The sequence below is a fragment of the Arthrobacter wenxiniae genome (assembly GCF_013376105.1).
Lineage (GTDB): Bacteria > Actinomycetota > Actinomycetes > Actinomycetales > Micrococcaceae > Specibacter > Specibacter wenxiniae.
Genome location: NZ_JAAMFM010000011.1, coordinates 82,995 through 107,775 on the forward strand (window position 1 = coordinate 82,995; position 24,781 = coordinate 107,775).

General features: G+C 66.3%; 19 protein-coding genes, 1 tRNA gene and 2 pseudogenes. 16 read left to right on the forward strand and 6 right to left on the reverse strand.

Going from position 1 to position 24,781, the window contains the following annotated elements; translation table 11 throughout:
• The first annotated feature begins 7 nt into the window (after positions 1–7).
• Positions 8–778: an imidazole glycerol phosphate synthase subunit HisF gene (hisF, locus tag G6034_RS09465; protein WP_176634859.1), complete on the forward strand. Its 771-nt coding sequence runs from the start codon at positions 8–10 to the stop codon at positions 776–778.
• Here the strand turns inward: hisF and G6034_RS09470 are convergent.
• Positions 775–1,419 (reverse strand): TIGR03085 family metal-binding protein, encoded by a 645-nt coding sequence (locus G6034_RS09470; protein WP_176634888.1) that lies wholly within the window; start codon positions 1,417–1,419, stop codon positions 775–777. The genes hisF and G6034_RS09470 overlap by 4 nt on opposite strands.
• Positions 1,420–1,556: 137 nt before the next feature.
• On the opposite strand from G6034_RS09470, the gene hisI reads away from it, so the two are divergent.
• From hisI to pyk, 11 genes are all read left to right on the forward strand, one after another.
• Entirely contained in the window at positions 1,557–2,018 is a 462-nt protein-coding gene (hisI, locus tag G6034_RS09475) for a phosphoribosyl-AMP cyclohydrolase (RefSeq protein WP_176634860.1), read from the forward strand.
• A 45-nt stretch (positions 2,019–2,063) separates the two neighbouring features.
• Positions 2,064–3,659, forward strand: a complete 1,596-nt coding sequence (locus G6034_RS09480; protein ID WP_176634861.1) for an anthranilate synthase component I — start codon at positions 2,064–2,066, stop codon at positions 3,657–3,659.
• Complete coding sequence (locus G6034_RS09485; protein ID WP_176634862.1) at positions 3,656–4,249, forward strand: Trp biosynthesis-associated membrane protein; 594 nt, start codon at positions 3,656–3,658, stop codon at positions 4,247–4,249. Before G6034_RS09480 ends, G6034_RS09485 begins: the two co-directional genes overlap by 4 nt.
• A gap of 95 nt (positions 4,250–4,344) precedes the next feature.
• A complete protein-coding gene (locus G6034_RS09490; RefSeq protein ID WP_176634863.1) occupies positions 4,345–4,629 on the forward strand; it encodes an HGxxPAAW family protein in 285 nt (94 codons plus the stop codon).
• 2 nt (positions 4,630–4,631) lie between these two features.
• Positions 4,632–5,462: an indole-3-glycerol phosphate synthase TrpC gene (trpC, locus tag G6034_RS09495; RefSeq protein WP_176634864.1), complete on the forward strand. Its 831-nt coding sequence runs from the start codon at positions 4,632–4,634 to the stop codon at positions 5,460–5,462.
• 100 nt (positions 5,463–5,562) lie between these two features.
• The gene (trpB, locus tag G6034_RS09500; protein WP_176634865.1) at positions 5,563–6,996 is read left to right on the forward strand and encodes a tryptophan synthase subunit beta; all 1,434 of its coding nucleotides are present in this window, start codon (positions 5,563–5,565) and stop codon (positions 6,994–6,996) included.
• Positions 6,989–7,855, forward strand: a complete 867-nt coding sequence (trpA, locus tag G6034_RS09505) for a tryptophan synthase subunit alpha (protein ID WP_176634866.1) — start codon at positions 6,989–6,991, stop codon at positions 7,853–7,855. Before trpB ends, trpA begins: the two co-directional genes overlap by 8 nt.
• Entirely contained in the window at positions 7,852–9,048 is a 1,197-nt protein-coding gene (lgt, locus tag G6034_RS09510; protein ID WP_176634867.1) for a prolipoprotein diacylglyceryl transferase, read from the forward strand. The genes trpA and lgt overlap by 4 nt, the downstream gene beginning before the upstream one ends.
• A gap of 811 nt (positions 9,049–9,859) precedes the next feature.
• Positions 9,860–14,512, forward strand: a complete 4,653-nt coding sequence (gene gltB / locus G6034_RS09515) for a glutamate synthase large subunit (protein ID WP_176634868.1) — start codon at positions 9,860–9,862, stop codon at positions 14,510–14,512.
• Positions 14,505–15,959, forward strand: coding sequence for a glutamate synthase small subunit (locus G6034_RS09520; RefSeq protein WP_176634869.1), 1,455 nt, complete (start codon positions 14,505–14,507; stop codon positions 15,957–15,959). The genes gltB and G6034_RS09520 overlap by 8 nt, the downstream gene beginning before the upstream one ends.
• 69 nt (positions 15,960–16,028) lie before the next feature.
• Complete coding sequence (gene pyk / locus G6034_RS09525) at positions 16,029–17,513, forward strand: pyruvate kinase (RefSeq protein ID WP_176634870.1); 1,485 nt, start codon at positions 16,029–16,031, stop codon at positions 17,511–17,513.
• 105 nt (positions 17,514–17,618) lie between these two features.
• Here the strand turns inward: pyk and G6034_RS09530 are convergent, their stop codons facing one another.
• A complete protein-coding gene (locus tag G6034_RS09530) occupies positions 17,619–18,221 on the reverse strand; it encodes a response regulator (RefSeq protein ID WP_176634871.1) in 603 nt (200 codons plus the stop codon).
• 187 nt (positions 18,222–18,408) lie between these two features.
• Between G6034_RS09530 and G6034_RS09535 the strand changes: the two genes are divergently transcribed.
• Positions 18,409–18,489, forward strand: a tRNA-Leu gene (locus tag G6034_RS09535).
• Between the two features lie 183 nt (positions 18,490–18,672).
• Positions 18,673–19,722 carry a tyrosine-type recombinase/integrase gene (locus G6034_RS09540; protein ID WP_246295569.1) on the forward strand — a complete coding sequence of 350 codons (1,050 nt, stop codon included), beginning with the start codon at positions 18,673–18,675 and terminating at the stop codon, positions 19,720–19,722.
• A gap of 4 nt (positions 19,723–19,726) precedes the next feature.
• Here the strand turns inward: G6034_RS09540 and G6034_RS09545 are convergent, their stop codons facing one another.
• The 3 genes from G6034_RS09545 to G6034_RS09560 form a co-directional block, all read right to left on the reverse strand.
• Positions 19,727–19,966, reverse strand: a complete 240-nt coding sequence (locus tag G6034_RS09545) for a hypothetical protein (RefSeq protein ID WP_176634873.1) — start codon at positions 19,964–19,966, stop codon at positions 19,727–19,729.
• A 3-nt stretch (positions 19,967–19,969) separates the two neighbouring features.
• Positions 19,970–20,353 (reverse strand): helix-turn-helix domain-containing protein, encoded by a 384-nt coding sequence (locus G6034_RS20455; RefSeq protein ID WP_425485493.1) that lies wholly within the window; start codon positions 20,351–20,353, stop codon positions 19,970–19,972.
• Positions 20,354–21,199: 846 nt separating this feature from the next.
• The gene (locus tag G6034_RS09560) at positions 21,200–21,865 is read right to left on the reverse strand and encodes a GntR family transcriptional regulator (RefSeq protein WP_176634876.1); all 666 of its coding nucleotides are present in this window, start codon (positions 21,863–21,865) and stop codon (positions 21,200–21,202) included.
• 134 nt (positions 21,866–21,999) lie between these two features.
• On the opposite strand from G6034_RS09560, the gene G6034_RS09565 reads away from it, so the two are divergent.
• Positions 22,000–23,364, forward strand: a complete 1,365-nt coding sequence (locus tag G6034_RS09565) for an MFS transporter (RefSeq protein WP_176634877.1) — start codon at positions 22,000–22,002, stop codon at positions 23,362–23,364.
• Between the two features lie 105 nt (positions 23,365–23,469).
• A pseudogene (locus tag G6034_RS09570) lies at positions 23,470–24,504 on the forward strand (IS256 family transposase); the annotation flags it as partial.
• Here G6034_RS09570 and G6034_RS19800 read toward each other — a convergent pair.
• Positions 24,474–24,781, reverse strand: a pseudogene (locus G6034_RS19800) (transposase); the annotation flags it as partial. The pseudogenes G6034_RS09570 and G6034_RS19800 sit on opposite strands and share 31 nt — an antisense overlap.

Consider the following 24,781-nt stretch of genomic DNA (forward strand, 5'->3'; position numbering starts at 1 on the left):
AACCGCCATGAGTGTCGCCATCCGCGTCATCCCGTGCCTTGACGTTGACGCCGGCCGCGTGGTCAAGGGCGTCAAGTTCCAAAACCTGCGCGACGCCGGGGACCCCGTCGAACTGGCCCGGCGCTACGACCGTGCCGGTGCCGACGAGCTCACGTTCCTGGACGTCACGGCGTCCTCCGGGAACCGGGACACCACCTTTGACGTGGTGTCGCGCACCGCCGAACAGGTTTTCATCCCGCTCACGGTGGGCGGGGGAGTCCGCGAGGTCTCCGACGTCGACAAGCTCCTTCGCTGCGGCGCGGACAAGGCGTCCATCAACACCGCGGCCATCGCCCGCCCGGCCGTGATTGACGAGATCACCCGGCGTTTCGGTTCCCAGGTGCTGGTGCTCAGCGTCGACGCGCGCCGCACGCGCGGGGGCCACACGCCGTCGGGCTTCGAAGTGACCACGCACGGCGGGCGCACGGGCACGGGCCTCGACGCGATTGAATGGGCCCGCGAGGCCGCCGAGAGGGGCGTGGGGGAGATCCTGCTCAACTCGATCGATGCCGACGGCACCAAGGAAGGGTTTGACCTGGAGCTCATCCGCCTGGTCCGCGCCGCGGTCCACGTGCCGATCATCGCCTCCGGCGGCGCCGGCAGGCCGGAGCACTTCCCGCCGGCAGTGGCAGCCGGCGCGGACGCGGTGCTGGCGGCGTCCATCTTCCACTTCGGCCCGGACAACGCCATCGCCGAGGTCAAGCAGGCCATCCGCGAGGCAGGCTACGAAGTCCGCTAAAGGCCGACGGGGGCCGTGCGCAGCAGCGCAACGGCGTCGGCCTGGCCCTCAAAGGAAACCAGCGCCTGTCCGGTGCGGCCGTTGGCGTGCATGAGGAGTTCGCCGGGGTCGCCAATGATAGCGACCGAGACGGGCGCCCGCTTGGCCACATGGCGCGGACCGTCCGGGTTGACCAGGACCACGCCCAAGTCGACGCTGCGGTACAGGATCGCGGCGCGCTTGATCAGCTCGGCCCACAGGGCGCTTGAATACCCGGGATCCAGCGCACGGGGTGCCCACCGGTCGGTTGCGCGGCGGATGTCCTCCGTGTGGACAAAAAATTCGACAAGGTTCGCGCTGCGGTCCACCGCCGGGAGCGCAAACGGGGACAGCCGGGGCGGGCCGGCGCGGAACTTCTCCACGAGCTCGGTGAACGCGGCCGGGGTGGACGCGGCCTCGGCCAGCTTGGCAGTGGCCTTCTCGGAAACCTTGTTCCACGGCCTGATGACCAGTCCGAGGCCAACCTTCGGGCTGTGTTCGCGCAGGAAGAGGTGCGCCGCCAGTTCCTGGGTCCGCCATCCGGCACAGAGTGTAGGCGCTCCCGGACCGGCGGCCAGCAGGGTCTCGGCGAGGACTTCACGGGACGGTTCAACAAATTGCATCACTTGTGAAATTAGCATGTATTGGCCTGCATGGGCACCAGGAACCGCCGTAATGGGCGCCACGTTCCTTCAGTGCGTCGCACGGAAGCTGCGGCGGGGCCCGCGGGAAAGTTTTTCTGGCACTAGAATTGCCCTTGATGCCGCTCACCCCAGAACCCCAGCCCGAGTCCGTGACGCCCGCCAGCCGCCCATCCGTGGAGGCCGCCTCGCGGGCGTCCGTGCCCGGCGCCCCGGAGCCGGCCGTCCTGGCCGATGACGTGGCGGCGCTGCTTAAGCGCGATGCCGCGGGCCTGGTGGCCGCCGTCATCCAGCAGTTCGACACGGGCGAGGTCTTGATGCTTGGCTGGATGGACGACGAGGCCCTGCGGCGCACCCTGACGACGGGCCGGGTGACCTTTTGGTCCCGGTCCCGCCAGTCCTACTGGCGCAAGGGCGATTCCTCCGGCCACCACCAGTTCGTCAAGTCGGTGGCCATCGACTGCGACGGCGACGCCCTGCTCGTCGCGGTCGACCAGGTGGGGGCCGCCTGCCACACCGGGACGCGGACCTGCTTCGAGGGCCGGGGGCTGGCCGCCGTGGTTGGCAGCCGCGGGGAGTAGCCCCTTCGTCCACCCGCCCGCTTGATACGAAAGTACAGATACTTCATGCAAGATCTTGGTGTCATCAGCCCCACGCTCGAGGAGTTCCGTGAGCTCGCCCGGACCCGCAGGGTGGTCCCCGTCCATCTCAAGGTGCTGGTCGACGCGCAAACCCCGATCGGCCTGTACCGCACACTGGCCGCCGAGGCCCCCGGAACGTTCCTGATGGAGTCGGCGGCCGCCGGGGGCGTCTGGTCGCGCTACTCCTTCATTGGGGTGAAGTCGGTCGCCACCCTCACCACGGACGACGGCGCCGCCCACTGGCAGGGCGAGCCGCCCGTGGGCGTGCCCCTGGACGGGAACCCCGTGGACGCCATGGAAGCCACGCTGAAGCTGCTGGCCACCGAGCGATTTGAGGGCCTGCCGCCCTTCACCTCCGGGCTGGTCGGCTTTGTGGGCTGGGAGTCGGTGCGGCACTGGGAGAGGCTTCCCTCCCCGCCCGAGGACGACCTGCACCTGCCCGAACTGGCACTGAACCTCATTTCCGACATGGCGGTGCACGACAACGCCGAGGGCACGGTGCTGTTGATCGCCAATGCCATCAACGTCAACGGCACGGACGAAAACGTGGACGGTGCCTGGCACGACGCCGTCTCGCGCGTCCGCGGCATGCTGGGCCAGCTGCGTGCTCCCGTCGCCCAGCCGATGTCCGTCCTGGACGTGCCGGCGGCCTCCTTCTCGGACAGCGTCCGGGAACGCTGGGACCGCAACGAATACCTGAAGGCGGTTGACCGCGGCAAGGAGGCCATTGTGGACGGCGAGGTGTTCCAGGTGGTCATCTCGCGCCGCTTTGAAATGGAATGCAACGCCTCCGCCCTGGATGTGTACCGGGTGCTGCGCAACACCAACCCGAGCCCCTACATGTACCTGTACAGCTTTGTGGATGCCCACGGCCTGCCGTACTCCATTGTCGGGTCCTCGCCCGAGGCCCTGGTGAGTGTCAGCGGCAGCGAGGTCATCACGCACCCCATCGCCGGTTCGCGCCCGCGCGGGAAGTCGGTGGAGGAGGACACGTTCCTGGCCAAGGACCTGCTGGCCGACCCCAAGGAGCGCTCCGAGCACCTGATGCTCGTGGACCTTTCCCGCAACGACCTCTCCAAGGTGTGCGAACCGGGCACGGTGGATGTCACCCAGTTCATGGAGGTGGAGCGCTTCAGCCACATCATGCACCTGGTCTCCACGGTGGTGGGAACGTTGAGCCCGCACAAGAGCGCCTACGACGTGCTGGCGGCCACCTTCCCCGCGGGGACCCTCTCCGGGGCCCCAAAGCCGCGCGCGCTGCGGCTGCTGGATGAACTGGAGCCCCACCGCCGCGGCATCTACGGCGGCGTGGTGGGCTACCTGGACTTTGCGGGCGACATGGACATGGCCATCACCATCCGCTCCGCCCTGCTGCTGGACGGCATGGCGTACGTGCAGGCCGGCGGCGGCATTGTGGCGGACTCCGTCAATGAAACCGAGGCCCAGGAGACGGTGAACAAGGCCGCCGCGCCGCTGCGCGCCGTCCATGCCGCGGCATCCCTGCGGGCGCTGGGGGACAACGCCGCGGAAGACGCCACAACAACAGCAGCCACCGCAACCACCGCCGGGAGCCCGTCATGATCGCCAAGTCATCCATGCAGGCATGGCAGCGCAAGTCCACGCTGATCATGGTCGCGGTCCTCGCGGCGCTGGCGGTGTTTGGCACCACGACGCAAACCTGGATCCACGTGTCCATCACCCAGGGAGCAGTGCAGCAGGCGGCCCTGAACATTCCGGGCAGCAAGGCCGCCGTGGCCGTGTCGGCGCTGGCGCTCGTGGCGCTGGCCGGGGCGCTCGCGGCGACCATCGCGGGCCGGGTCGCACGGATCATCACCAGCGCCATCGTCCTGCTGGCCGCGGCGGGAATCATCGCCGTCGTGGTGGGGGTCCTGGCCGACCCGTCCGCGGCGGCCATGGCCGAGGTGGGCAAGGCCACCGGGGTGGTCGGCGTGGCCAGCAACGCCGCCACGACCTGGTTCCCCGTGGCCGCCGTGGCCGCGGCCGCCGTCCTGGCCGCCGCCGCCGCGCTGATCCTGTGGGTGGGCCGCGGCTGGACCGTGCGCTCCAAGTACGACGCCGCCACCGCCGCGTCGCAGCCCGCCCCGGGCGGCCCGGTCGACGAAGTTGACAGCTGGGACCGGCTCAGCCGCGGCGACGACCCGACGGCGTAGGCCGCGGCGCCGTACGGGGCGCGGCGGGGTTTCGGCTTCCGCCTGCTTCTAATGGCAGAATGTATTGGAGTATCCGCATCAAAGGGAGATTTACCATGAGCAACAAGTCGGCCACCACGTCCGCAACGGTCAGCACCGAGGGCCCCATTGACCACAGCATCGAACTGGGACACGGGAACAGCCCGGCTGCATGGACCTGTGTCACGGTCATGCTTGTCGGCGTCATCGTCGGATGCGTTGCCTTCCTCATTGGTGAAAGCGCCGTGATCCTGTTCTGGATCGGCGTGGCCATCATCGCCGTCGGACTGGTTGTCGGCGTGGCCATGAAGGTCGCCGGCTACGGCGTGGGCGGAAGCAAGCTGAAGAACAACGGCCACTAATCGTGACTGTCTTGCAGGACATCATTGCGGGCGTCAGGGAGGACCTTGACGCCCGCAGGCGGACCCTGCCCCTTGAGGAACTGAAGGTCCGGGCCGCCGCGGCGCCCCGGGCCCTGGACGGCTTTGCGGCCCTGGGAGGTGGGCGCGACGAGCGCCCGGACCTGCGCGTCATTGCCGAGGTCAAGCGCCGCAGCCCGTCCAAGGGGGAACTGGCCGGCATCGCCGATCCCGCCGCGCTGGCCGGACGGTACGCAGGCGGCGGCGCGTCCGTGATCAGCGTCCTGACCGAGGAACGCCGCTTTGGCGGCTCCCTGGCCGACCTGGACGCGGTCCGTGCCGCCGTGGACATCCCCGTGCTGCGCAAGGACTTCACCTGCGACCCCTACATGATCTGGGAGGCCCGGGCCCATGGCGCCGACCTGGTCCTGCTCATTGTTGCGGCACTGGACGACGGTGAACTGCGCGACTACCTGGCGCTCACCCACGAGCTCGGCATGGACGCCATCGTCGAAACGCACACGGCCGGGGAAATCGCCCGGGCCGTGGCCGTAGGCGCCAGGATCATCGGCATCAACGTCCGCAACCTGAAGACGCTGGCCGTGGACCGGTCCACCTTTGCCGCCCTGGCCGGCAACATTCCCGCCGGGCCCGTGGTCATTGCCGAATCAGGCGTGCGCGACGCCGGGGACGTGCGCCACTACGCCGGGCACGGTGCCAACGCCGTCCTGGTGGGCGAGGCCTTGGTCCGCGACGCCACGCCGCGCGAACGCATCACTGAATTCAGGCAGGCCGGTGCGGAAGCAATCGCGGCCCTCCGCCTGGGGACGCACTAGGGGCGGACCCCGGCCCCGCCGTGCCGCCGGGCTCCCGGCCGGCACCGGCCAGGCAACGACTTATTCGAAACTATGAGCAACGAACAGGACGGTGGAACTGATGGCCCATGAGCCCACAGCTTCGTCATCAGGACCTGCCGGCATGGAGGATCCCGCAACGGCGTTCCTGGCCGGCGGGCACGGACCGGACGCGGGCGTCCCGGCGCACTCCCTGCGCCATGCGCCGGGCCCCTACTTCGGCAGCTACGGCGGGCGCTGGATGCCGGAGTCGCTCATCGCCGCCCTGGACGAGCTTGAGGACACCTTTGAAAAGGCCAAGGCCGATCCGGAGTTCCTGGCCGAGGTCGCCGAGCTGAACAAGAACTACTCGGGCCGCCCATCGCTGCTGACCGAGGCGAAGCGCTTCAGCGAGCATGCCGGCGGCGCCCGGATCTTCCTCAAGCGCGAGGACCTGAACCATACCGGTTCACACAAGATCAACAATGTCCTGGGCCAGGCGCTGCTCGCCCGGCGCATGGGCAAGACCCGCATCATCGCCGAAACCGGGGCCGGCCAGCACGGGGTGGCCAGCGCCACCGCAGCCGCCCTGCTCGGAATGGAGTGCGTCGTGTACATGGGGGCCGAGGACTGCCGCCGCCAGTCCCTGAACGTGGCCCGCATGCAGCTGCTCGGCGCCACGGTGGTGCCCGTGACCAACGGTTCGCAGACGCTCAAGGACGCCATTAACGACGCGCTCCGCGACTGGGTGGCCAACGTCGGGAACACCCACTACCTGTTGGGCACCGCCGCCGGGGCCCACCCGTTCCCCGCCATGGTCCGCTTCTTCCACGAGGTCATCGGCGAGGAGGCCCGCGGCCAGATCCTGGACCAGATCGGCCGCCTGCCCGACGCCGTGTGTGCCTGCATCGGCGGCGGCTCCAACGCCATCGGCATCTTCCACGGCTTCCTGGACGACCCCTCAGTGAAGATCTACGGCTTCGAGGCCGGGGGCGACGGCGTTGAAACCGGCCGCCACGCGGCCACCATCACGCTGGGCCTGCCCGGCGTGCTCCACGGCGCCCGCTCCTACCTGATGCAGGACGACGACGGCCAGACCGTCGAGTCCCACTCCATCTCCGCCGGCCTGGACTACCCGGGCGTCGGCCCGGAGCACTCGTACCTGCACGACGTCGGCCGCGTCACCTATGAGCCCATCACCGACGCGGAGGCCATGGACGCCTTCAAGCTCCTCAGCCAGACCGAAGGCATCATCCCCGCCATCGAGTCCTCCCACGCGCTGGCTGGGGCCATCAAGGTGGGCAGGCGGCTCACGGAGTCCGTGGCAACGCCGTCGGACATCGTCATCATCGTCAACCTGTCCGGACGCGGCGACAAGGACGTGGAAACGGCCGCCGAGTGGTTCGGCATGCTCGACGAGAACGGCCACGTCAAGGGGACCATGCTGTCCACCCGCTCCGCCAAGGGCGCCACACCGGCGGGTTCCGTCGACGAACGCACAGCCGACGAGAACGCAGAGGATGCCACCCATGAGTGAAGCACACGCACGGACCGCCGGCAGCCAGTCCGCCGGCAGCAAGTCCGCCGCGGCGATCGACCGCGCCAAGGCCGCGGGCCGCAAGGCCCTGATCGCGTACCTGCCGGCTGGTTTCCCCGACAAGCAGGCCTCCATTGACGCCGCCCTTGCCGTGGCCCGCAACGGCGCCGACATCATCGAAATCGGGATCCCGTACTCGGACCCCGTCATGGACGGCGCCGTCATTCAGGCAGCCACCACGCAGGCCCTGGCCAACGGCTTCCGCGTGGCCGACGTCTTTGACATCGTCGCCGCCGTCACCGCGGAGACCGACGCCGCCGTGCTGGTCATGACCTACTGGAACCCCGTGCTGCGCATGGGCGTTGACGAATTTTCCCGGCGGCTGGCCGAGGCCGGGGGCGCCGGGCTCATCACCCCGGACCTCATCCCGGACGAGGCCGCCGAATGGTTCGCCGCCTCGGACAAGTACGGGCTGGACCGCGTGTTCCTTGTGGCGCCGTCGTCCAGCCCGGAACGCGTTGCCATGACGGTGGCGACCACCCGCGGATTTGTCTACGCCGTGTCCATCATGGGCGTCACGGGTGCCCGGGCGGCCGTCGCCAACACCGCCCAGGCCGTGGTGGCCGCGGCCCATGCGGCCGGTGCCGAACGCGTGTGCGTGGGCCTTGGCGTGTCCCGGCCCGAGCACGTGCGTGAAATCGCCGCCTACGCCGACGGCGTGATCGTCGGCACCGCCCTCGTGGCGGCCCTGCGCGACGGCGGCGTGCCGGCCGTCGGTGCGCTTGCCAAGGAACTCAGCACCGGCTTTGTGCCGGCCGCCGCCACACCGTCCTCCACCACGGGAGCCAGCCGCCAGTGACCTCAACCGACATCGCCCAATCCCTGGCAGCGTCCGCCGCCACGGCCATTCCTGCACCGGGGTGGTCCGGCTTCGACATCGGCCCGCTGCGCGTCCATGCCTACGCGCTGTGCATCCTGCTGGGCATCGTTGCCGCGATCTGGCTGACCAGCATCCGCTGGAAGCGGCGCGGCGGCCCCGAGGGCTCCATCTGGGACATCGCGATTTGGGCCATCCCCTTCGGCATCATCGGCGGCCGGCTCTACCACGTGTTTTCCTCCCCCGACGCGTACTTCGGCCCCGGGTACAACGGCCACGGAAACCTCTGGCTGATTCCGCAGATCTGGCTGGGCGGGCTCGGCATCTGGGGTGCCGTGGTCCTGGGCGTCGTTGGTGCATGGATCGGCTGCCGCCGTGCCGGGGTGAAGATCTCCGCGTTCATTGATGCTGCCGCACCGGGCATCCTGCTGGCGCAGGCCATTGGCCGCTGGGGCAACTACTTCAACCAGGAGCTGTTTGGCGGGCCCACCACGCTGCCGTGGGGCCTGCACGTGGACCCGCAGTTCGTGCCGACCGGCTTCAGCCCCGACACCCTGTTCCACCCCACGTTCCTGTACGAATGCGTGTGGGACGTCCTGGGCGTGGTGGCGCTGCTGCTCATCGACAGGCACTTCAAGCTGCGCCGCGGCCGACTGTTCCTGATGTACGCCATGATCTACACGGCCGGCCGCCTGTGGATTGAAATGCTGCGGATCGACGCCGCGGAGCACATCACGTTCTTTGGCGTCACGGCGCGGCTGAACGTGTGGACCAGCATCTTTGTCTTCGCCGCCGCGCTGGTGGTGTTCCTGGTCCTGACCTTCGTGCGCCGCAGTTCCGTCTCCCACTCGGTCTTCCTGCCGGGCCGCGAGCCGGCTCCCGCGGGGGCCGCCGCTGGGCCTGACGGTGCCGATGGTGCTGACAAGGGTGCGCACGGCACCGCTCCCACGGCCACGCCCGCCGGCCATGCCGCGGCCAAGGACACCGCGGCCGGCGCCGACACGGCAGCCACCGTGGACGACGGCGGTGCCAGGCACGCAGCGCCCACGGCGGCCGGCGGGGACGCGCAGGGCGGTCGCGCAGCTGGAAGCTCCGCAGAGGGAAGTTCCGCAGCTGGAAGTTCCGGGCCCGCCAGTTCGTCGGCGGCCGAGGCTCACCGGAAGCCGGAGGCTTAACGGCCCGCCCCTCGGCAGCAACAGCCGCCGGCACCGCATGTGAACCAGGGCGGCCCCGCAAGGGGCCGCCCTTTTGCGCGCTGCGGCCCCGACAATGCGGCCGGGGCGCCCCGCCTTGTGCTTCCGCGAGTGCTCCATGGCTGCCTGAGCTGCATGACGGGCGGGACGGGGCAACGCGCCGGGGCGCCGGGCTTATACCCTCGCCCGGCCTTCCGCCGCAGTCGGATTGCCTGCATCCGCCGGCGCGCCTGCTCCCGGGTCTCCCGCCAGTCCGGCCGGTGCGCCTGCTGCCGGGCAGCCTGCGCCCCCCGCTCCCGACCGATCCGCGAAGCCGGGCCCAAATCCCGACCGATCCGCGAAGCCGGGTCCAAATCCCGACCGATCCGTGAAGCCGGGTCCAACCCGCACTGACGGTGTATCTTGTCGGGGCGTTGGCGGGTTGGCCCCTGTTTCGGTGAAAATGCGCTGAAGTGGCAACCGGCGGGTCAACCGGCGATGGAGATTCCGGGCGGCGGGTATTACTGTTCATGCATAACTGTTCATGATGCGGAATGGATGTACTCACTGGCGTTTGATGCCCTATATAGTGAAAACCGCCGCGCACAGTGGGGCATGGACACAGCCGGGCCCAATTGTGCATATGCACCAAGGAACAACCTTCCCGATGTGCGTGCCACAGTGGGCGGCGGCGCAGCACCGCAGTTGCGCACCAAAAGCGCTTCCGGGGAATGTTCCCAGGTCGCCATGGGCCGCCGTCGTCCCCATTCACCGCTCGACTTCACCGCTCGACCAGGGGAAGGACTCCACAGTCATGACTCGATCTTCACAGCAGGCCGCCGACGGCGCACTTTCGCCGTTTTCGCGGTTTGCCGCCCTGCCGGAGCAGGAGGGCCTGTACCGCCCCGAGGCCGAAAAGGATGCCTGCGGGCTGGCCATCGTGGCCACCCTGCGCGGCGTCCCGGGACATGACATTGTCCAAAACGCGCTGACCGCATTGCGCAAACTCGAACACCGCGGCGCGGTGGGTGCGGACGAGGGGACGGGGGACGGCGCCGGCATCCTGGTCCAGATCCCCGATGAATTCTTCCGCGCCGTTGCCGGCCTGGACCTGCCGCCGGTGGGGGAGTACGCGGTGGGCACGGCGTTCCTCCCCACTGAGCCCAAGGAGCTGGCAGCCACGCGGGCCGGCATCGAGGCGCTGGCCGCACGTGACGGACTGACGGTGCTGGGCTGGCGTGAGGTCCCCGTGGTGGCTGACCTGGTGGGTACCAGCGCCCGCGAGTGCATGCCCCACTTCAGCCAGCTGTTCCTGGCGCAAAGTGAGGCGGCGGACCCCGCCGCGGACGCACGCCCCGTGCCGGCATCCGCCAAGAGCGAGGCCAACGTCCTGGACGCGAAGGCCTTCCGGCTGCGCAAGCGCGCCCAGCACAAGTTCGGGGTCTACTTTCCCTCGCTGTCCTCCAAGACCATCGTCTACAAGGGCATGCTGACCACGGCCCAGCTCGAACCCTTCTACCCTGACCTCTCCGACGAGCGCTTCACGACCCTGCTTGCGGTGGTGCACTCCCGCTTCTCCACCAATACGTTCCCGTCGTGGCCGCTGGCGCAGCCGTTCCGGGCCATCGCCCACAACGGGGAAATCAACACCGTGAAGGGCAACCGGAATTGGATGCGGGCCCGCCAGTCCACCATGTCCCACGCGCTGCTGGGCGACTCTCCCGAGGAACTGTTCCCCATCTGCACCGCGGGGGCGTCGGACTCCGCCTCGTTCGACGAGGTGGCCGAGCTGTTGTGGCTCTCCGGGCGCCCCATCACCGAGGCCATCATGATGATGATCCCGGAGGCCTGGGAAAACCACGCCACGATGGACCCGGACCGCAAGGCCTTCTACGAATACCACTCCCTGATGATGGAACCGTGGGACGGGCCCGCCGCGGTGTCCTTCACGGACGGCACCCAGGTGGGCGCCACCCTGGACCGCAACGGGCTGCGTCCGTTCCGCTACTGGGTGAGCGAGGACGGCCTGGTGGTCTTCGCCTCCGAGGTGGGCGTGCTGGAAATCCCCGCGGAAAAGATCGTGGAGAAGGGCCGCGTGGCCCCCGGCCGGATGTTCGTGGTGGACACCGAAAATGGCCGCCTGATCCGCGATGAGGAGGTCAAGAACCAGCTCGCCGCCGCCAACCCGTGGGCTGAATGGGTCAAGGAAAACACCATCCGCCTGGCTGATCTGCCCGAGCGCGAGCATGTGGTGCACACCGCCGCGTCCGTCGTCCACCGCCAGCGCACCTTCGGCTACACCACCGAGGAACTGAAAATCCTGCTCGGCCCCATGGCCCAGACGGGCGGCGAGCCGCTGGGCGCCATGGGCACGGACACGCCCGTGGCCGTGCTGTCCAAGCGCCCGCGCCTGCTTTTTGACTATTTTGTGCAGTCCTTTGCGCAGGTCACCAACCCGCCGCTGGACTCGATCCGAGAAGAACTCGTCACCTCCCTGAACACGGCCATCGGCCCGCAGGGCAACCTGCTCTCGCGCGCCAAGGTCAGGATGCCGCAGGTGGCGCTGACGTTCCCCGTGATCAACAATGACGAACTGGCCAAGATCGCCAACATCGAGAGCCCCGCGAGCGCCGACGGCACCGGCGGGGAGCGCATCGCCATGAAGGTCCGGGGCCTGTACAAGTTCGACGGCGGCGAGGCCGCCCTGCGCGCCCGTCTCACCGAGATCTGTGAGCAGGTCTCCGGGGCCATCAACCGGGGTGTGCAGTACTTGGTGCTGTCCGACCGCGACTCGTCGGCGGCCTGGGCTCCCATCCCGTCGCTGCTGCTCCTGAGCGCCGTCCACCACCACTTGCTGCGCAGTTCCAACCGCACCAAGGTCTCCCTCGTGGTGGAGGCCGGCGACGTCCGCGAGGTCCACCATGTGGCCGTGCTGATCGGCTTTGGCGCGGCGGCCGTCAACCCCTACCTGGCCATGGAGTCCGTGGAGGAGCTGGTCCGCAACGGCGACATTGCCGGCGTCAGCGCCGAGCAGGCCGTGCACAACCTGATCAAGGGCCTGGGCAAGGGCGTGCTGAAGATCATGTCCAAGATGGGCATCTCCACGGTGGCCTCCTACTGCGGCGCACAGACGTTTGAGGCGCTGGGCCTGTCCCAGGAACTCGTGAACGACTACTTCACCGGCACGGTCTCCCAGCTGGGCGGCGTCGGCCTGGACGTCATCGCCGCCGAGGTGGGTGCCCGGCACACCCTGGCGTACCCGGTCGACGGCGTGGACGTCCCGCACCAGCCCCTGGCCGGAGGAGGCGAGTACCAGTGGCGCCGTGACGGCGAGCCGCACCTGTTCAACCCGGACACGGTGTTCCGCCTGCAGCACGCCACGCGGGAACGCCGCTATGACATCTTCAAGAAGTACACGCAGGGGATCGACGACCAGGCCGGGAAGCTCATGACGTTCCGCGGGCTGCTGAAATTCCGCGACGGCGTGCGCCCCCGGGTGCCCCTGGAGGAAGTGGAACCGGTCAGCAGCATCGTCAAGCGCTTCTCCACGGGCGCCATGAGCTACGGCTCCATCTCCCGCGAGGCGCACGAAACGCTGGCCATTGCCATGAACCGCCTGGGCGGCAAGTCCAACACGGGCGAGGGAGGCGAGGACGTGGACCGCCTGCTGGACCCGGAGCGCCGCTCCGCCATCAAGCAGGTCGCCTCCGGCCGCTTCGGCGTCACGAGCCTCTACCTGACGAACGCCCGGGACATCCAGATCAAGATGGCCCAGGGCGCGAAGCCTGGGGAGGGCGGCCAGCTCATGGCCAAGAAGGTGTACCCGTGGATTGCCGAGACGCGGCATTCCACCCCGGGGGTCGGGCTGATCTCTCCGCCGCCCCACCACGACATCTATTCCATCGAGGACCTGGCGCAGCTGATCTACGACCTCAAGCGCGCCAATCCCGAAGCCCGCGTCCATGTGAAGCTGGTTTCCGAGATGGGGATTGGCACGGTGGCTTCCGGCGTGACCAAGGCCAAGGCCGACGTCGTACTGGTTTCCGGGCACGACGGCGGTACCGGCGCCAGCCCGCTGAACTCGCTCAAGCACGCCGGCATGCCGTGGGAGCTGGGCCTGGCCGAGACGCAGCAGACGCTGCGCCTGAACGGGCTGCGCGACCGCGTGGTGGTGCAGGTGGACGGGCAGCTGAAGACGGGCCGCGACGTGGTGGTGGCCGCGCTGCTGGGTGCCGAGGAATACGGTTTTGCCACGGCCCCGCTGGTCGTGTCCGGCTGCGTCATGATGCGCGTGTGCCACCTGGACACCTGCCCGGTGGGCGTGGCCACGCAAAACCCGGAACTGCGCAAGCGCTTCAGCGGCAAGCCGGAATTTGTGGTGAACTTCTTTGAATTCCTGGCGGAGGAAGTCCGCGAGATCCTGGCGGAACTCGGCTTCAGGAGCCTTGAGGAGGCCATTGGCCAGGGCGGAGTGCTGGAGACCCACGACGCGCTGAACCACTGGAAGACGGCGGGTCTGGACCTTTCGCCCATCCTGTCCGACGCCGGTGTCCCCGCGTCCACGCCCGTCCGCAACCTCACGACGCAAAACCACGAGCTGGACAAGCACTTCGACCAGCAGCTGATCGCCATGAGCGCCGAGGCGCTGGCTGACCGGGCGCCCGTGCGCATCAGCGTCCCCGTGGTCAACACGGACCGCTCGGTGGGCACCATGCTGGGCTGGCACGTCACGAAAACGTTTGGCATTGACGTGCTGGGGCCGGACACGATCGACGTGACGCTGACCGGCCAGGCCGGCCAGTCGCTTGGCGCGTTCCTGCCGGCCGGCATTACGCTGCGGCTATACGGCGACGCCAACGACTACGTGGGCAAGGGCCTCTCCGGCGGTCGCATCACGGCCCAGCCCGACCGGGCCAACGCGTTCACGGCGGCGGAGAACGTCATCGCCGGCAATGTGATCGGTTACGGCGCCACCAGCGGCGAGATGTTCCTGCGCGGCCAGGTGGGCGAACGCTTCCTGGTCCGCAACTCAGGTGCCACGGCCGTCGTGGAAGGGATCGGCGACCACGGCTGCGAATACATGACCGGCGGAACGGCGCTGATCCTGGGCCCCACCGGGCGCAACTTCGGCGCCGGCATGTCCGGAGGCACCGCCTATGTCCTGGACCTGCAGGTGCCCAACGTCAACAAGTCGGCGCTGGATTCGGGCGAGCTGCAACTGCGCCCGCTCGACGCCGGCGACGCGGACATTGTCCACGCACTGTTGGCCAAGCACCGGGACGAGACGGGCTCGGAGGTGGCCGGGGCGCTGTTGGCCGACTTCCCCGCCACCGTGGCCCGCCTGGTGAAGGCGCTCCCGCGCGACTACGCAGCAGTTTTGGAAACCCGCATGGCAGCAGCCGGGCTGGGCGAGGATCCGGACGGCGACACCGTCTGGCAGAAGATCTTGGAGGTTACCGGTGGCTGATCCGCGCGGATTTTTGAAGAATCGGGAACGCATCACCCAGGCCCGCAGGCCGGTCCCGGTCCGGATCATGGACTGGAAAGAGGTCTACGAGTCCCAGGAAAAGGGTGTGCTGAAGGCACAGGCCGGCCGTTGCATGGACTGCGGCGTGCCGTTCTGCCACCAGGGCTGCCCCCTGGGCAACCTGATCCCCGAGTGGAACGACCTCACCTGGCGGGACAAGGGGCAGGAGGCCATTGAACGGCTCCACTCGACCAACAACTTCCCCGAGTTCACCGGCCGGCTCTGCCCGGCACCGTGTGAGGCGGCCTGCGTGCTGGGCATCAACCAGCCGGCCGTGACCATCAAGCAGGTGGAGGTCTCCATCATCGACGAGGCCTTCGCCCAGGACTGGGTCCACCCGCTGCCGCCGGCCCGGCTCACGGGAAAGACGGTCGCCGTCGTCGGCTCAGGGCCGGCCGGCCTGGCCCTGGCACAGCAGCTCACGCGCACGGGCCACACTGTTGCCGTGTATGAGCGCGACGACAGGATTGGCGGGCTCCTGCGCTATGGCATCCCCGACTTCAAGCTGGAAAAGGAGACCCTGGACCGCCGGCTCGAGCAGATGGTGGCGGAAGGCACCCGTTTCCGCACCGGCGTCGAGGTTGGCAAGGACATCGGGTGGGAGGAACTGAGAAGGCGCTATGACGCCGTCGTGGTGTGCACGGGTGCCACGGTGCCCCGGGACCTTCCCATCCCGGGACGGGCGCTGGAAGGCGTGCACTTTGCCATGGACTACCTGGTGCAATCCAACAGGGTGGTGGCGGGGGATGTGGTGGAAAACCAGATTGACGCCCGCGGCAAGCACGTGATCATCCTGGGCGGCGGCGACACCGGGGCCGACTGCCTGGGCACGGCGCACCGCCAGCAGGCGGCGTCCGTCACCACGCTGGCCATCGGGAAGCAGCCGCCGCTGGAGCGCAACTCCGCCCAGCCGTGGCCGACGTTCCCGAACCTGTTTGAGGTCGCCAGCGCCCATGAGGAAGGCGGGGAGCGCACCTACCTGGCCTCAACCGTCGAGTTCCTCGGCAAAAACGGCGTGCTGACCGGGCTGAAAATTGCGGAGACGGAATATGTGGGGAGCCGGCGCGTGCCCAAGGAAGGCACCGAGCGGACCATTCCGGCCGACCTGGTGTTCCTCTCGCTGGGCTTCACGGGACCGGAGACGGCCGAGTTGACCCACCAGCTGCCCGTTGAGCTGGACGGGCGCTCCAACGTGGACCGGGACGGCTTCTACATGACCAGCCGGCCCGGGGTGTTCGCGGCCGGGGACGCCGGTCGCGGCCAGTCGCTGATTGTGTGGGCCATTGCCGAAGGGCGTGCGTGCGCGGCCGCAGTGGACAGGTTCCTGATGGGGGAGACCTTTCTTCCCGCGCCCGTCTCACCCACTGACTCGGCTATCGGTGTGTAGCGGCTAACAGCTAGGCTTGAAGCAGGGACGAAAGAATTCCCCTGTCAACCACACCACTAGGTAGGTAAATTGAGACGCGCAAAAATTGTGGCCACGTTCGGGCCGGCCATCGCCAGCTATGAGAACACCCTGGCCGTCCTGGATGCTGGCGTGAATGTTGCCCGGATGAACATGAGCCACGGCGACTACTCCGTGCACCAGATCACGTATGACAATGTGCGCAAGGCCTCGGCCGAACTGCACCGGACGGTAGCCATCATGGCCGACCTGCAGGGGCCGAAGATCCGCCTGGGCCGCTTCGCCAACGGCGAGGGCTACGACCTGGCCGTGGGCGACGTCTTCACCATCACCACCGAGGACGTCCCCGGCACCAAGGACATCTGCTCCACCACGCTGAAGTCGCTGACCGAAGACGTCAAGGTGGGCGACACCCTGCTCATCGACGACGGCAAGGTTTCCGTGCGGGCCACCGCCGTCGACAGCGTCAAGGTGGTCACCGTGGTGACAGTGCCCGGCAAGGTCTCAAACAACAAGGGCATCAACCTGCCCGGCGTTGCCGTCAATGTGCCGGCACTGAGCGGGAAGGACGAGTCCGACCTGCGCTGGGCGCTGGAATGCGGCGTCGACCTGGTGGCGCTGTCCTTTGTCCGTGACGCCTCCGACATCAAGCGCGTGCACGAGATCATGGACGAGGCCGGGCGCCGCGTGCCGGTGATCGCCAAGATTGAAAAGCCGCAGGCGGTGGACAACCTCGAAGCCATCGTTGATGCCTTTGACGCCATCATGGTGGCCCGTGGCGACCTCGGCGTGGAGCTTCCGCTTGAGGACGTGCCCCTGGTGCAGAAGCGCTGCGTGGAGCTGGCGCGCCGCTGGGCCAAGCCCGTCATCGTGGCCACCCAGGTCCTGGAGTCGATGATCGACAACCCCCGCCCCACCCGGGCCGAGGCCTCCGACTGCGCCAACGCCGTGCTTGACGGCGCCGACGCGGTCATGCTGTCGGGGGAGACCAGCGTGGGCAAGTTCCCCATCGAGACGGTCAAGACCATGGCCAGGATCATTGAGGCCACCGAGAAGCACGGCCTCAAGCGCATCCCGAGCCTCGGCACGCAGCCGCACACCCGTGGCGGCGTCATCACCGCGGCGGCCGTCCAGATTGCCGACCAGCTTGACACGAAGTTCCTGGCCACGTTTACCCAGTCCGGCGACTCGGCCCGCCGCCTCTCCCGCCTCCGTCCCGCCAAGATGGTGTTTGCCTTCACCCCGGTTGAGCAGGTGCGCAACCAGCTGGCGCTGACGTGGGGCATTGAGCCGGTGCTGGTGCCGACCGTTTCACACACGGACGCCATGACGGCGCAGGTGGACCGCACCCTCCTGGCGAAGGGGCTGGTGAGCGAGGGCGACATGGTGGTCATCGCGGCCGGTTCGCCTCCCGGACAGGTGGGCTCGACGAACTTGGTGACGGTCCACCGGGTCGGCGATTCGGCGGACACGGGCAAGAGTGCCAACGGCGGTGCCGCCGGCAGGGAAAAGGTTGGCCCCTGGCCGACTGCCTAACCACGGCGCAACGTACGACGGCGGCACCCTCCCGGGTGCCGCCGTCGTACGTTAATCGGTGCTGCCGGTGGCCGAGCCCCTGCCGGTGGCCGGGCCTGTCGAGCCCTAGTTGACCTGGTTGATGATGGTCTCGGCGACTTCGCGCATGCTCAGGCGGCGGTCCATGGAGGTCTTTTGGATCCAGCGGAACGCCTCCGGCTCGGTGAGGCCCATCTTGGTGGTGAGCAGGCTCTTGGCGCGTTCGACGAGCTTGCGGGTGGCGAATTGTTCCTGGAGGTCGGAGACTTCGCTTTCGAGGGCCTTGATTTCCTCGTGGCGGGAGAGTGCTATCTCAAGCGCCGGGATGAGGTCCGCGGGGGTGAAGGGCTTGACCACGTAGGCCATGGCGCCGGCGTCGCGGGCGCGCTCGACGAGTTCCTTCTGGCTGAACGCGGTCAGCAGGACGACGGGGGCGATGCGTGCCTTGACGATCTGTTCGGCCGCGGTGATGCCGTCCATGACGGGCATCTTGACGTCCATGAGGACAAGGTCGGGCTTGAGCTCCTTGGCCAGCTGCACAGCTTTTTCACCGTTGTCGGCCTCGCCCACCACGTCGTACCCTTCGCCGCGCAGGATCTCCATGATGTCCAGCCGGATCAGGGTCTCATCCTCGGCGACGATGACGCGGCGTGCGGGGGTCGTGTTGCTGGATTCCGATTGTTCGGACACTGATGGCTCCTTGGAAGCAGTGGGCCGCGATATCTGGACACGGGTCCGAAGTCGAGGCACGCGAGTGGCGCTTGGTTCTACGAAACAGCCTATCGGCATGTAGAGTAGTTTCGCGCACGCGTCACGGAGTGGTTCACGGACGGGCGCGTGATCTTTGTAACGAAGTTCTTTTTGCCTTGTTGCATTGGCCCGAGTGGCGGAATGGCAGACGCGCTGCACTCAAAATGCAGTATCGAGAGGTGTGTGGGTTCGAGTCCCACCTCGGGCACCGTATTACCCCAGGTCAGAGGCATATTGAGCCTCTGAGTGTGTACAAAAATTCAAAAATTGTGTACAGCGGCGTAGCAATTTGGCTATGGCAAGCATTAGTGAGCGCGTCAAAAAGGATGGATCCCGGACGTACATGGTCCGTTGGCGGGACCCTGAGACGAGACGAAACCACGGGATCAGCATGGCCACGGAAGTCGAAGCCAATCTCCTGAAGAGACTGCTGGACACCAACGGGCAGTCCTTTGAAATTGCCCAGACGGCACTCATCGAAAACGATAAAAAGAAACCTACTTTCACCGCCGTCATCCAGGAACACCTAATTCTGTTGACGCGTCCATCGGTTGGCACGATCCACACATACCAAACCATGCTCGACCTGCACATTGCCGGCGTCATTGGCCACATTCCCTTGGATAAGCTTGACTACCGGCACCTTACCCAATGGGTCAAGACGATGCAGTCCAAAGGCTGCTCGGCTAAGACAATCCGAAACAACCACGGACTTATTTTCGCTGCCATGAAGACAGCGGTGAGATTGCAATATCGGCCGGACAATCCCTGCATCGGAGTTGAGCTGCCTTCTGACGACAAAGCCGAGGACGAAGCACAATTCCTCAGTCATGCTGAATTTGCCATGATTATGAATGCCATGGGGGAGAGGTACAAGGCGTTCACTAATTTTCTGGTCACCACGGGGACTCGCTTCGGTGAGGCAACGGCCGTCAGTGTGGGTGACTTGGACCTCCAGTCCGATCCGGCCACCGTCCGCATCAACAAAGCCTGGAAACGAGTGGCAGACTCCCAGTACGAGATAGGCTCCACTAAGACACGCGCGGGGAATCGGACGGTCTCGCTGGACCAACAGCTTGTTGACATCTTGGCGCCGCTGGTGGCGGGGCGCCCACGCACCGCTCTCCTTTTCGCCGCCCCGTCGGGCGGGCGAATCGTCCATAAGCTTTTTTGGCACCACTATTGGGTACCCGCGGTGGCCTCCGCACAAGCGCACGGCTTGAAGAAGAATTCTCGGATCCATGACTTGAGGCATACCCATGCCTCCTGGCTGATTCAGGAGGGCGTGTCGCTTTTCACCATTTCCCGAAGGCTGGGGCATTCGTCTACACGAACCACTGAGCAAGTGTACGGTCATCTCATGCCTGAAGCCTTGAAGGATGCTGCCACGGCAACGGGCAGATCGTCCAAATCGTGGAACGCTTCGTTGGGGACCTCCTGAGTCTTTAGTGGGGCCGGCCAGTCGCACGAGTCCCTATCCGGCGGGTGATGTCTTGAGCGGTTGAATGGGCCCGAATCTCGCGGAGATCAACAATCTCTTCCAAATGCTTGTCCGTGAAGACGATTTTTCCTTTGCCCCAGGCAAGATGTGGGAATTTGCAGTTGGCCGCACCTGCCCTCAACCAGGCCTCTGAACAGTGCAGCAATTCCGCAGCTTGTTGGGGTTCAAAGAATTCTCGATCCATGGTTTATGCCTCATTCGCAATCTGGGAGCCATGATCGGCAGCGCGTGTGACCTCGGCGTGGCTTGCCATCCAGGAGTTGAAGTCTTCCCTGTTGATACGTATGAGTTTCCCAAATTTGTAGGCGGGCGGCCCCAGCCTCTTGGCCCGCCATTGGTAGTAGGTCTGGCGGGGAATGTGGAGCTCGTTGCATATATCTCGCGGAGACATCCACTTCGCAGGTTCAAGGGGGCCGGCGGCTAGTCCATGGTCAGTGGTCATCGCAAATTCCTTTCGGATTGCCAGCAGATGGGAATGACGGTGCCCTGTTGTTACGCCATGTCTAGGCCTTCGATGCCGGGTCCGCGGTTCATGGGTGGCTGGTAGGCGGCGTTGCGGTCCATGGCCCATGGGGCGATGATGTGGGCGCCCAGCATCTGGTCCGTTAGTTGGGCCAGCCGGTAATCAGGGTCGGCCTCAAGTGCCCGTTGGAAGCATTCGTGGGCATGGGAATTTCGGCCCTCCCACCATTGGATGACTCCTGCTTTCCACGGCAGTATCGGATAGCTGCGTCTGCAGCATTTGCCGGGACTTGGGTCGGTTGCGTTTCTGCCATTCGCGGTCACGGTGACGCCGGGAGCACGTGGGGGAGCAGTACTGCCGCGTGGCACGTCGCGGGTCAAAGGCGGTCCCGCATTCGCTGCAAATTTTCGTATCCATACCAGTTCATGGTGCCGGAAGGGCTTTACAGCGTGAGTGACCGTCGTGGCTGAAGTCGACGGGCACGACCGTTGATGCAAGAGGTGTGAAGGATTTTTTGGTTGTGGTAACAGCACAGCCGAGTGTCGGTGGAACTGGTGTGAGGGGCGGCGTGGTGTGGGACGGTTGGCGGTGGCGATGCTCGACGATGGCCGCGGAGTGGCTAGCGGGGCGCATGAGAGTGCCGCTCGAGATTTTTGCGCACGTCAAGTTGTTGAGCGCCCGTCGCCATGGAATGGGTGAGGCCGTACGTGCAGAAACGAGAAGGCGAAGGACGCACCACCAAGGAAATGCGCCGGTGCATCAAGTGCTATCTCGCCCGGCGCTTATACCACATTTTCAATTCAAACACCACGACCCTCGACAACGCGTGGCATACATAGAAGCGCCGCAGGGGATTCCCAGTCCCTTTGACTCATGGCCGTAACTGAAATGATGCAACGGGCACGGGCACGGGCGCCGCTGACTGCGGCAGGCCAACGATCTCGCCGGACCCTGTCAGTTCGCAATCACCTGGGAGACGTCCTGGCCGACATCTGCCACGTGCTCCCGCATGGCCTCCTCCGCAGCTAACGCGTCCCGGACGAGCAACGCGGCGTAAACACGACGGTGCGCGAGCTCCGAGCGCCGCTTCCTCGCTGGATCGCTCCAGTAGTCGCGCTTGTACGGAAGAGGAACCTCCAGCAGATGTCGGGCCACGTGCATGAGTTGGGCATTGCCGACGACGGAGAAGATCAAGTTGTGGAAGCGAAGATTCTCCTCATTGCAATCGGAGACGGCGCCGTCCGGCAACGCCTCCAGCCGCTCGCAGCTCTCTCTGAGGAGATCCAATTGCTGGTTCGAGATGCGGTCGGCCGCGAACTTCGCCGCACAACCCTCCACCAAGCTGCGAACCTCGTGCACGATGCGAATGTCCTCCGCGCTGTACACGCGCACATGAGCACCCTTCCCCGGCTGCAGTGTCAACAACCCCTCGGCGGCGAGCACGAGAAACGCTTCTCGCACTGGCGTGCGGCTCACCCCAAGCTGCGATGCGACCTCGGCTTCCCTAATTCGCTCTCCAGGCTCGATTTCGCCCCGGACGATCGCTTCACGGAGTCGCTCAACGACGCCCGCATTCGCATTGCCGTCGGCCTGCGGAACGTACCCACCGTGCAATTGCATGTCCCACCCTTGTTAGATTAGCGTCGCGACCGGCCTCATCATCTATTGCGTGCGCTGTCACCCATGGTATACCGTGAGGCACTGTGCATACATTGTATGCAAAACTCATCGACAACGTAGTTGATTGGATGCCCATGGTCGAACCAGTAGCCACTTCTCCGACGCCACCAGACATTGACAGCCGCACAAACATCCCGTGGTGGCGCGGCCTTACGCGAACACACCGCAGAGTCCTCGTCGCAGCCATGCTGGGGTGGGCCCTTGATGGCTTTGAGACCTACGCGCTCATCATTATCGTCGGCCCAGCGCTCGCTCAATTGTTGAGTCCGGACCAACAGGTCCACACCGCCCTGTATGCGGGACTGGTTATCGGTATCACCTTGCTGGGGTCGGGGGTGGGTGGTCTGATCGGTGGAACGATTGCCGACTACGTCGGCCGGAAACCTGTGATGCTTTGGTCGATCGCGGCATACTCGATCCTGACGGGGCTGACCGCCTTCAGTAGCTCGATTTGGATGCTGGTCGCTTTGCGCTTTCTTACCGGACTTGCCCTCGGCAGCGAGTGGGCCACTGGTGCCTCGCTGATCCAAGAAGTCTGGCCGGAGCGGTCGAGGACCAAGGGCGCAGCCATCGTGCAGTCGGGATTTGGTATCGGCTCCCTGCTCGCGGCAGTCGCCTGGCTTGTGATCGCGAGTATCGATCCCGGGGCGTGGCGGATGATGTTCGTCATCGGGGTGCTCCCCGCACTACTAGTGCTTTTCCTGCGCACCCGAGTCCCCGAATCGGAACGCTGGCAGCGCGCCATGACTCGACGCGGCACGAAGGTTGCCCGCGGCGAACTCAACGCGACCGTCAAGACTGTCCACAGAATACGACAGCTCACCCTGACGCGAATATTCGCCGAACCCGAGAGCCGCAAGAAAGTGCTGTTGACCCTCGCGCTGTCACTGGTCACGATTGCCGGCTGGTATGCCATCTCTTCGTTCCTGCCCAGGTTTGCCGTGGTGCTTGCAACTCGGCAGGGCGTGCCCAATCCCGCCGGTTGGGCACAGCTAGCCGTTGTCACCTACACGATTGGCTCGATTATCGGCTACATCGGAGCCGCGTTCGTCGCCGACCGGCTTGGACGTCGCGCCTTGATCGTGGTTTTCCTAATCGGATCCGCGGCACTGACGCCGATTACCTATCTCTGGCCAGGCAACGTCCAGACCTTCCTCATCGTCGCCGCAGTCAACGGCATGTTCACCCTTGGCGGTTTCGTGTGGATGCCGCTCTACCTACCGGAGCTGTTCGGAACGGCGGTGCGTTCCACCGCGATCTCCACGATCTTCAACGGGACCAGACTCATCGCATGGATCGGGCCCATCATCACGGGAAGCCTGGTTCTGCTGTTCGGCGGCATTGCTCCGGCGGCGATCTGGATGGGATCGGTCTACGTTCTCGGTCTGGTTGTGGTTCCGTTCCTCAAGGAGACCCGAGGTAAGCCACTCCCGGACTAACGCCAATGCCGTTTACTTAGCACAGGTGCGTAAATCTGGCCGTCCGCCGACATCGAACTTTACGAGGCCGCCGCCGCAGTTGAGGAACGGGTGCAGAGGGTGCCGGTGCCAGCGCCGACGGTGGACCGGCAGCTGGTGGCGAGCCTGGTCGAGGGGGCGCGGTAGCAGGGGCTGTCCGTGGCTGGCGAGGGCGGGCTGTTGGCTGAGTTGACCCGGCTGGTGTTGGAGTCCGCGTTGGAGGGCGAGATCACCGACCACCTCGGCTGCGACAAGCACGAGCGCGGCGGTTCGGCGGATGGCAACGCCTGCAACGGCACCCGGGCCAAGACGGTGCTGACCAACGCCGGCCCGGTCCAGATCGAGGTGCCCAGGGATCGGGCCGGCACGTTCCAGCCCGCGGTCGTGGCCAAGCGCCAGCGCCGGTTGGGCTCGATAGAGGATGTGGTCATGTCGCTATCGGCGCGGGGGATGACACATGGGGACATCGCCGCGCACCTGGCCGACGTCTACGGCAGTGACGTGTCCAAGACGACGATCTCCACGATCACCGACAAGGTGTTGGACGGGATGGCGGAGTGGCAGAACCGGCCGCTGGATCCGGTGTATCCGGTTGTGTTCATCGACGCGGTCCAGGTGAAAGTCCGGGACGGCCAAGTCGCGAACCGGCCCATCTACGTCGCCCTTGCCGTCACTGCGGAGGGCAACCGGGACATTCTGGGCCTGTGGGCCGGGGACGGTGGGGAGGGCGCGAAGTACTGGCTGCAGGTGCTCACCGAGATCAAGAACCGGGGCGCCGAAGACATCCTGATGATCGTGTGCGACGGCCTAAAGCAGCTGCCCGACTCCGTCGCTGCGGTCTGGCCCGACACCATCGTGCAGACGTGGGTTGTGCACCTGATGCGCAACAGCTTCAAGTACGCGTCGCGGAAGGACTGGGATGCCATCTCCCGGGCCCTGAAGCCGGTCTACCAGGCTGCGACCGCCGACGAGGCCGAGACCCGGTTCCTGGAATTCAGCGAGGCGTGGGGCGGCAAGTATCCGGCGATCGTGAGGCTGTGGGAGAACGCGTGGGCCGAGTTCGTCCCGTTCCTGCAATTCGACCGGGAGATCCGACGGATCGTGTGCACCACCAACGCGTTGGGGTTGTTTGACCAGACCTGCTGCCAGACGTCCTTCGGGAACGCGGTGAACGCGAGGATCTCCGCCCTGGCAGCGTCCAGGTGCGCGAACACCTTAGGCAATTTCGTCTCGACGTTAGTCCAGGAGCCGGTCGAATTGGGCGTTCACACTGGCAGGGTCCGGCTGGTCGTAGACGGAGTGCAGCATGGCCTTCACTGCCGGCCAGAGGTTCTTCGGTGTCGCGGCCATCAGGTTCGCCGCGTAGTGGGTGTTATGCCGACATCGGGATAATGGGTGG

Excerpts from the sequence above, each read along its gene's own strand:
- G6034_RS09490 (WP_176634863.1), top strand. The coding sequence starts at position 4,345 with ATGAGCAACAAGTCGGCCACCACGTCCGCAACGGTCAGCACCGAGGGC.
- hisF (WP_176634859.1), top strand. The coding sequence starts at position 8 with ATGAGTGTCGCCATCCGCGTCATCCCGTGCCTTGACGTTGACGCCGGC.
- gltB (WP_176634868.1), top strand. The coding sequence starts at position 9,860 with ATGACTCGATCTTCACAGCAGGCCGCCGACGGCGCACTTTCGCCGTTT.
- G6034_RS09485 (WP_176634862.1), top strand. The coding sequence starts at position 3,656 with ATGATCGCCAAGTCATCCATGCAGGCATGGCAGCGCAAGTCCACGCTG.
- G6034_RS09470 (WP_176634888.1), bottom strand. The coding sequence starts at position 1,419 with ATGCAATTTGTTGAACCGTCCCGTGAAGTCCTCGCCGAGACCCTGCTG.
- G6034_RS09545 (WP_176634873.1), bottom strand. The coding sequence starts at position 19,966 with ATGGATCGAGAATTCTTTGAACCCCAACAAGCTGCGGAATTGCTGCAC.
- trpB (WP_176634865.1), top strand. The coding sequence starts at position 5,563 with ATGGCCCATGAGCCCACAGCTTCGTCATCAGGACCTGCCGGCATGGAG.
- G6034_RS09565 (WP_176634877.1), top strand. The coding sequence starts at position 22,000 with ATGGTCGAACCAGTAGCCACTTCTCCGACGCCACCAGACATTGACAGC.
- G6034_RS09560 (WP_176634876.1), bottom strand. The coding sequence starts at position 21,865 with ATGCAATTGCACGGTGGGTACGTTCCGCAGGCCGACGGCAATGCGAAT.
- trpA (WP_176634866.1), top strand. The coding sequence starts at position 6,989 with ATGAGTGAAGCACACGCACGGACCGCCGGCAGCCAGTCCGCCGGCAGC.
- G6034_RS20455 (WP_425485493.1), bottom strand. The coding sequence starts at position 20,353 with ATGGGCCATGGACCGCAACGCCGCCTACCAGCCACCCATGAACCGCGG.
- hisI (WP_176634860.1), top strand. The coding sequence starts at position 1,557 with ATGCCGCTCACCCCAGAACCCCAGCCCGAGTCCGTGACGCCCGCCAGC.
- G6034_RS09480 (WP_176634861.1), top strand. The coding sequence starts at position 2,064 with ATGCAAGATCTTGGTGTCATCAGCCCCACGCTCGAGGAGTTCCGTGAG.
- G6034_RS09540 (WP_246295569.1), top strand. The coding sequence starts at position 18,673 with ATGGCCACGGAAGTCGAAGCCAATCTCCTGAAGAGACTGCTGGACACC.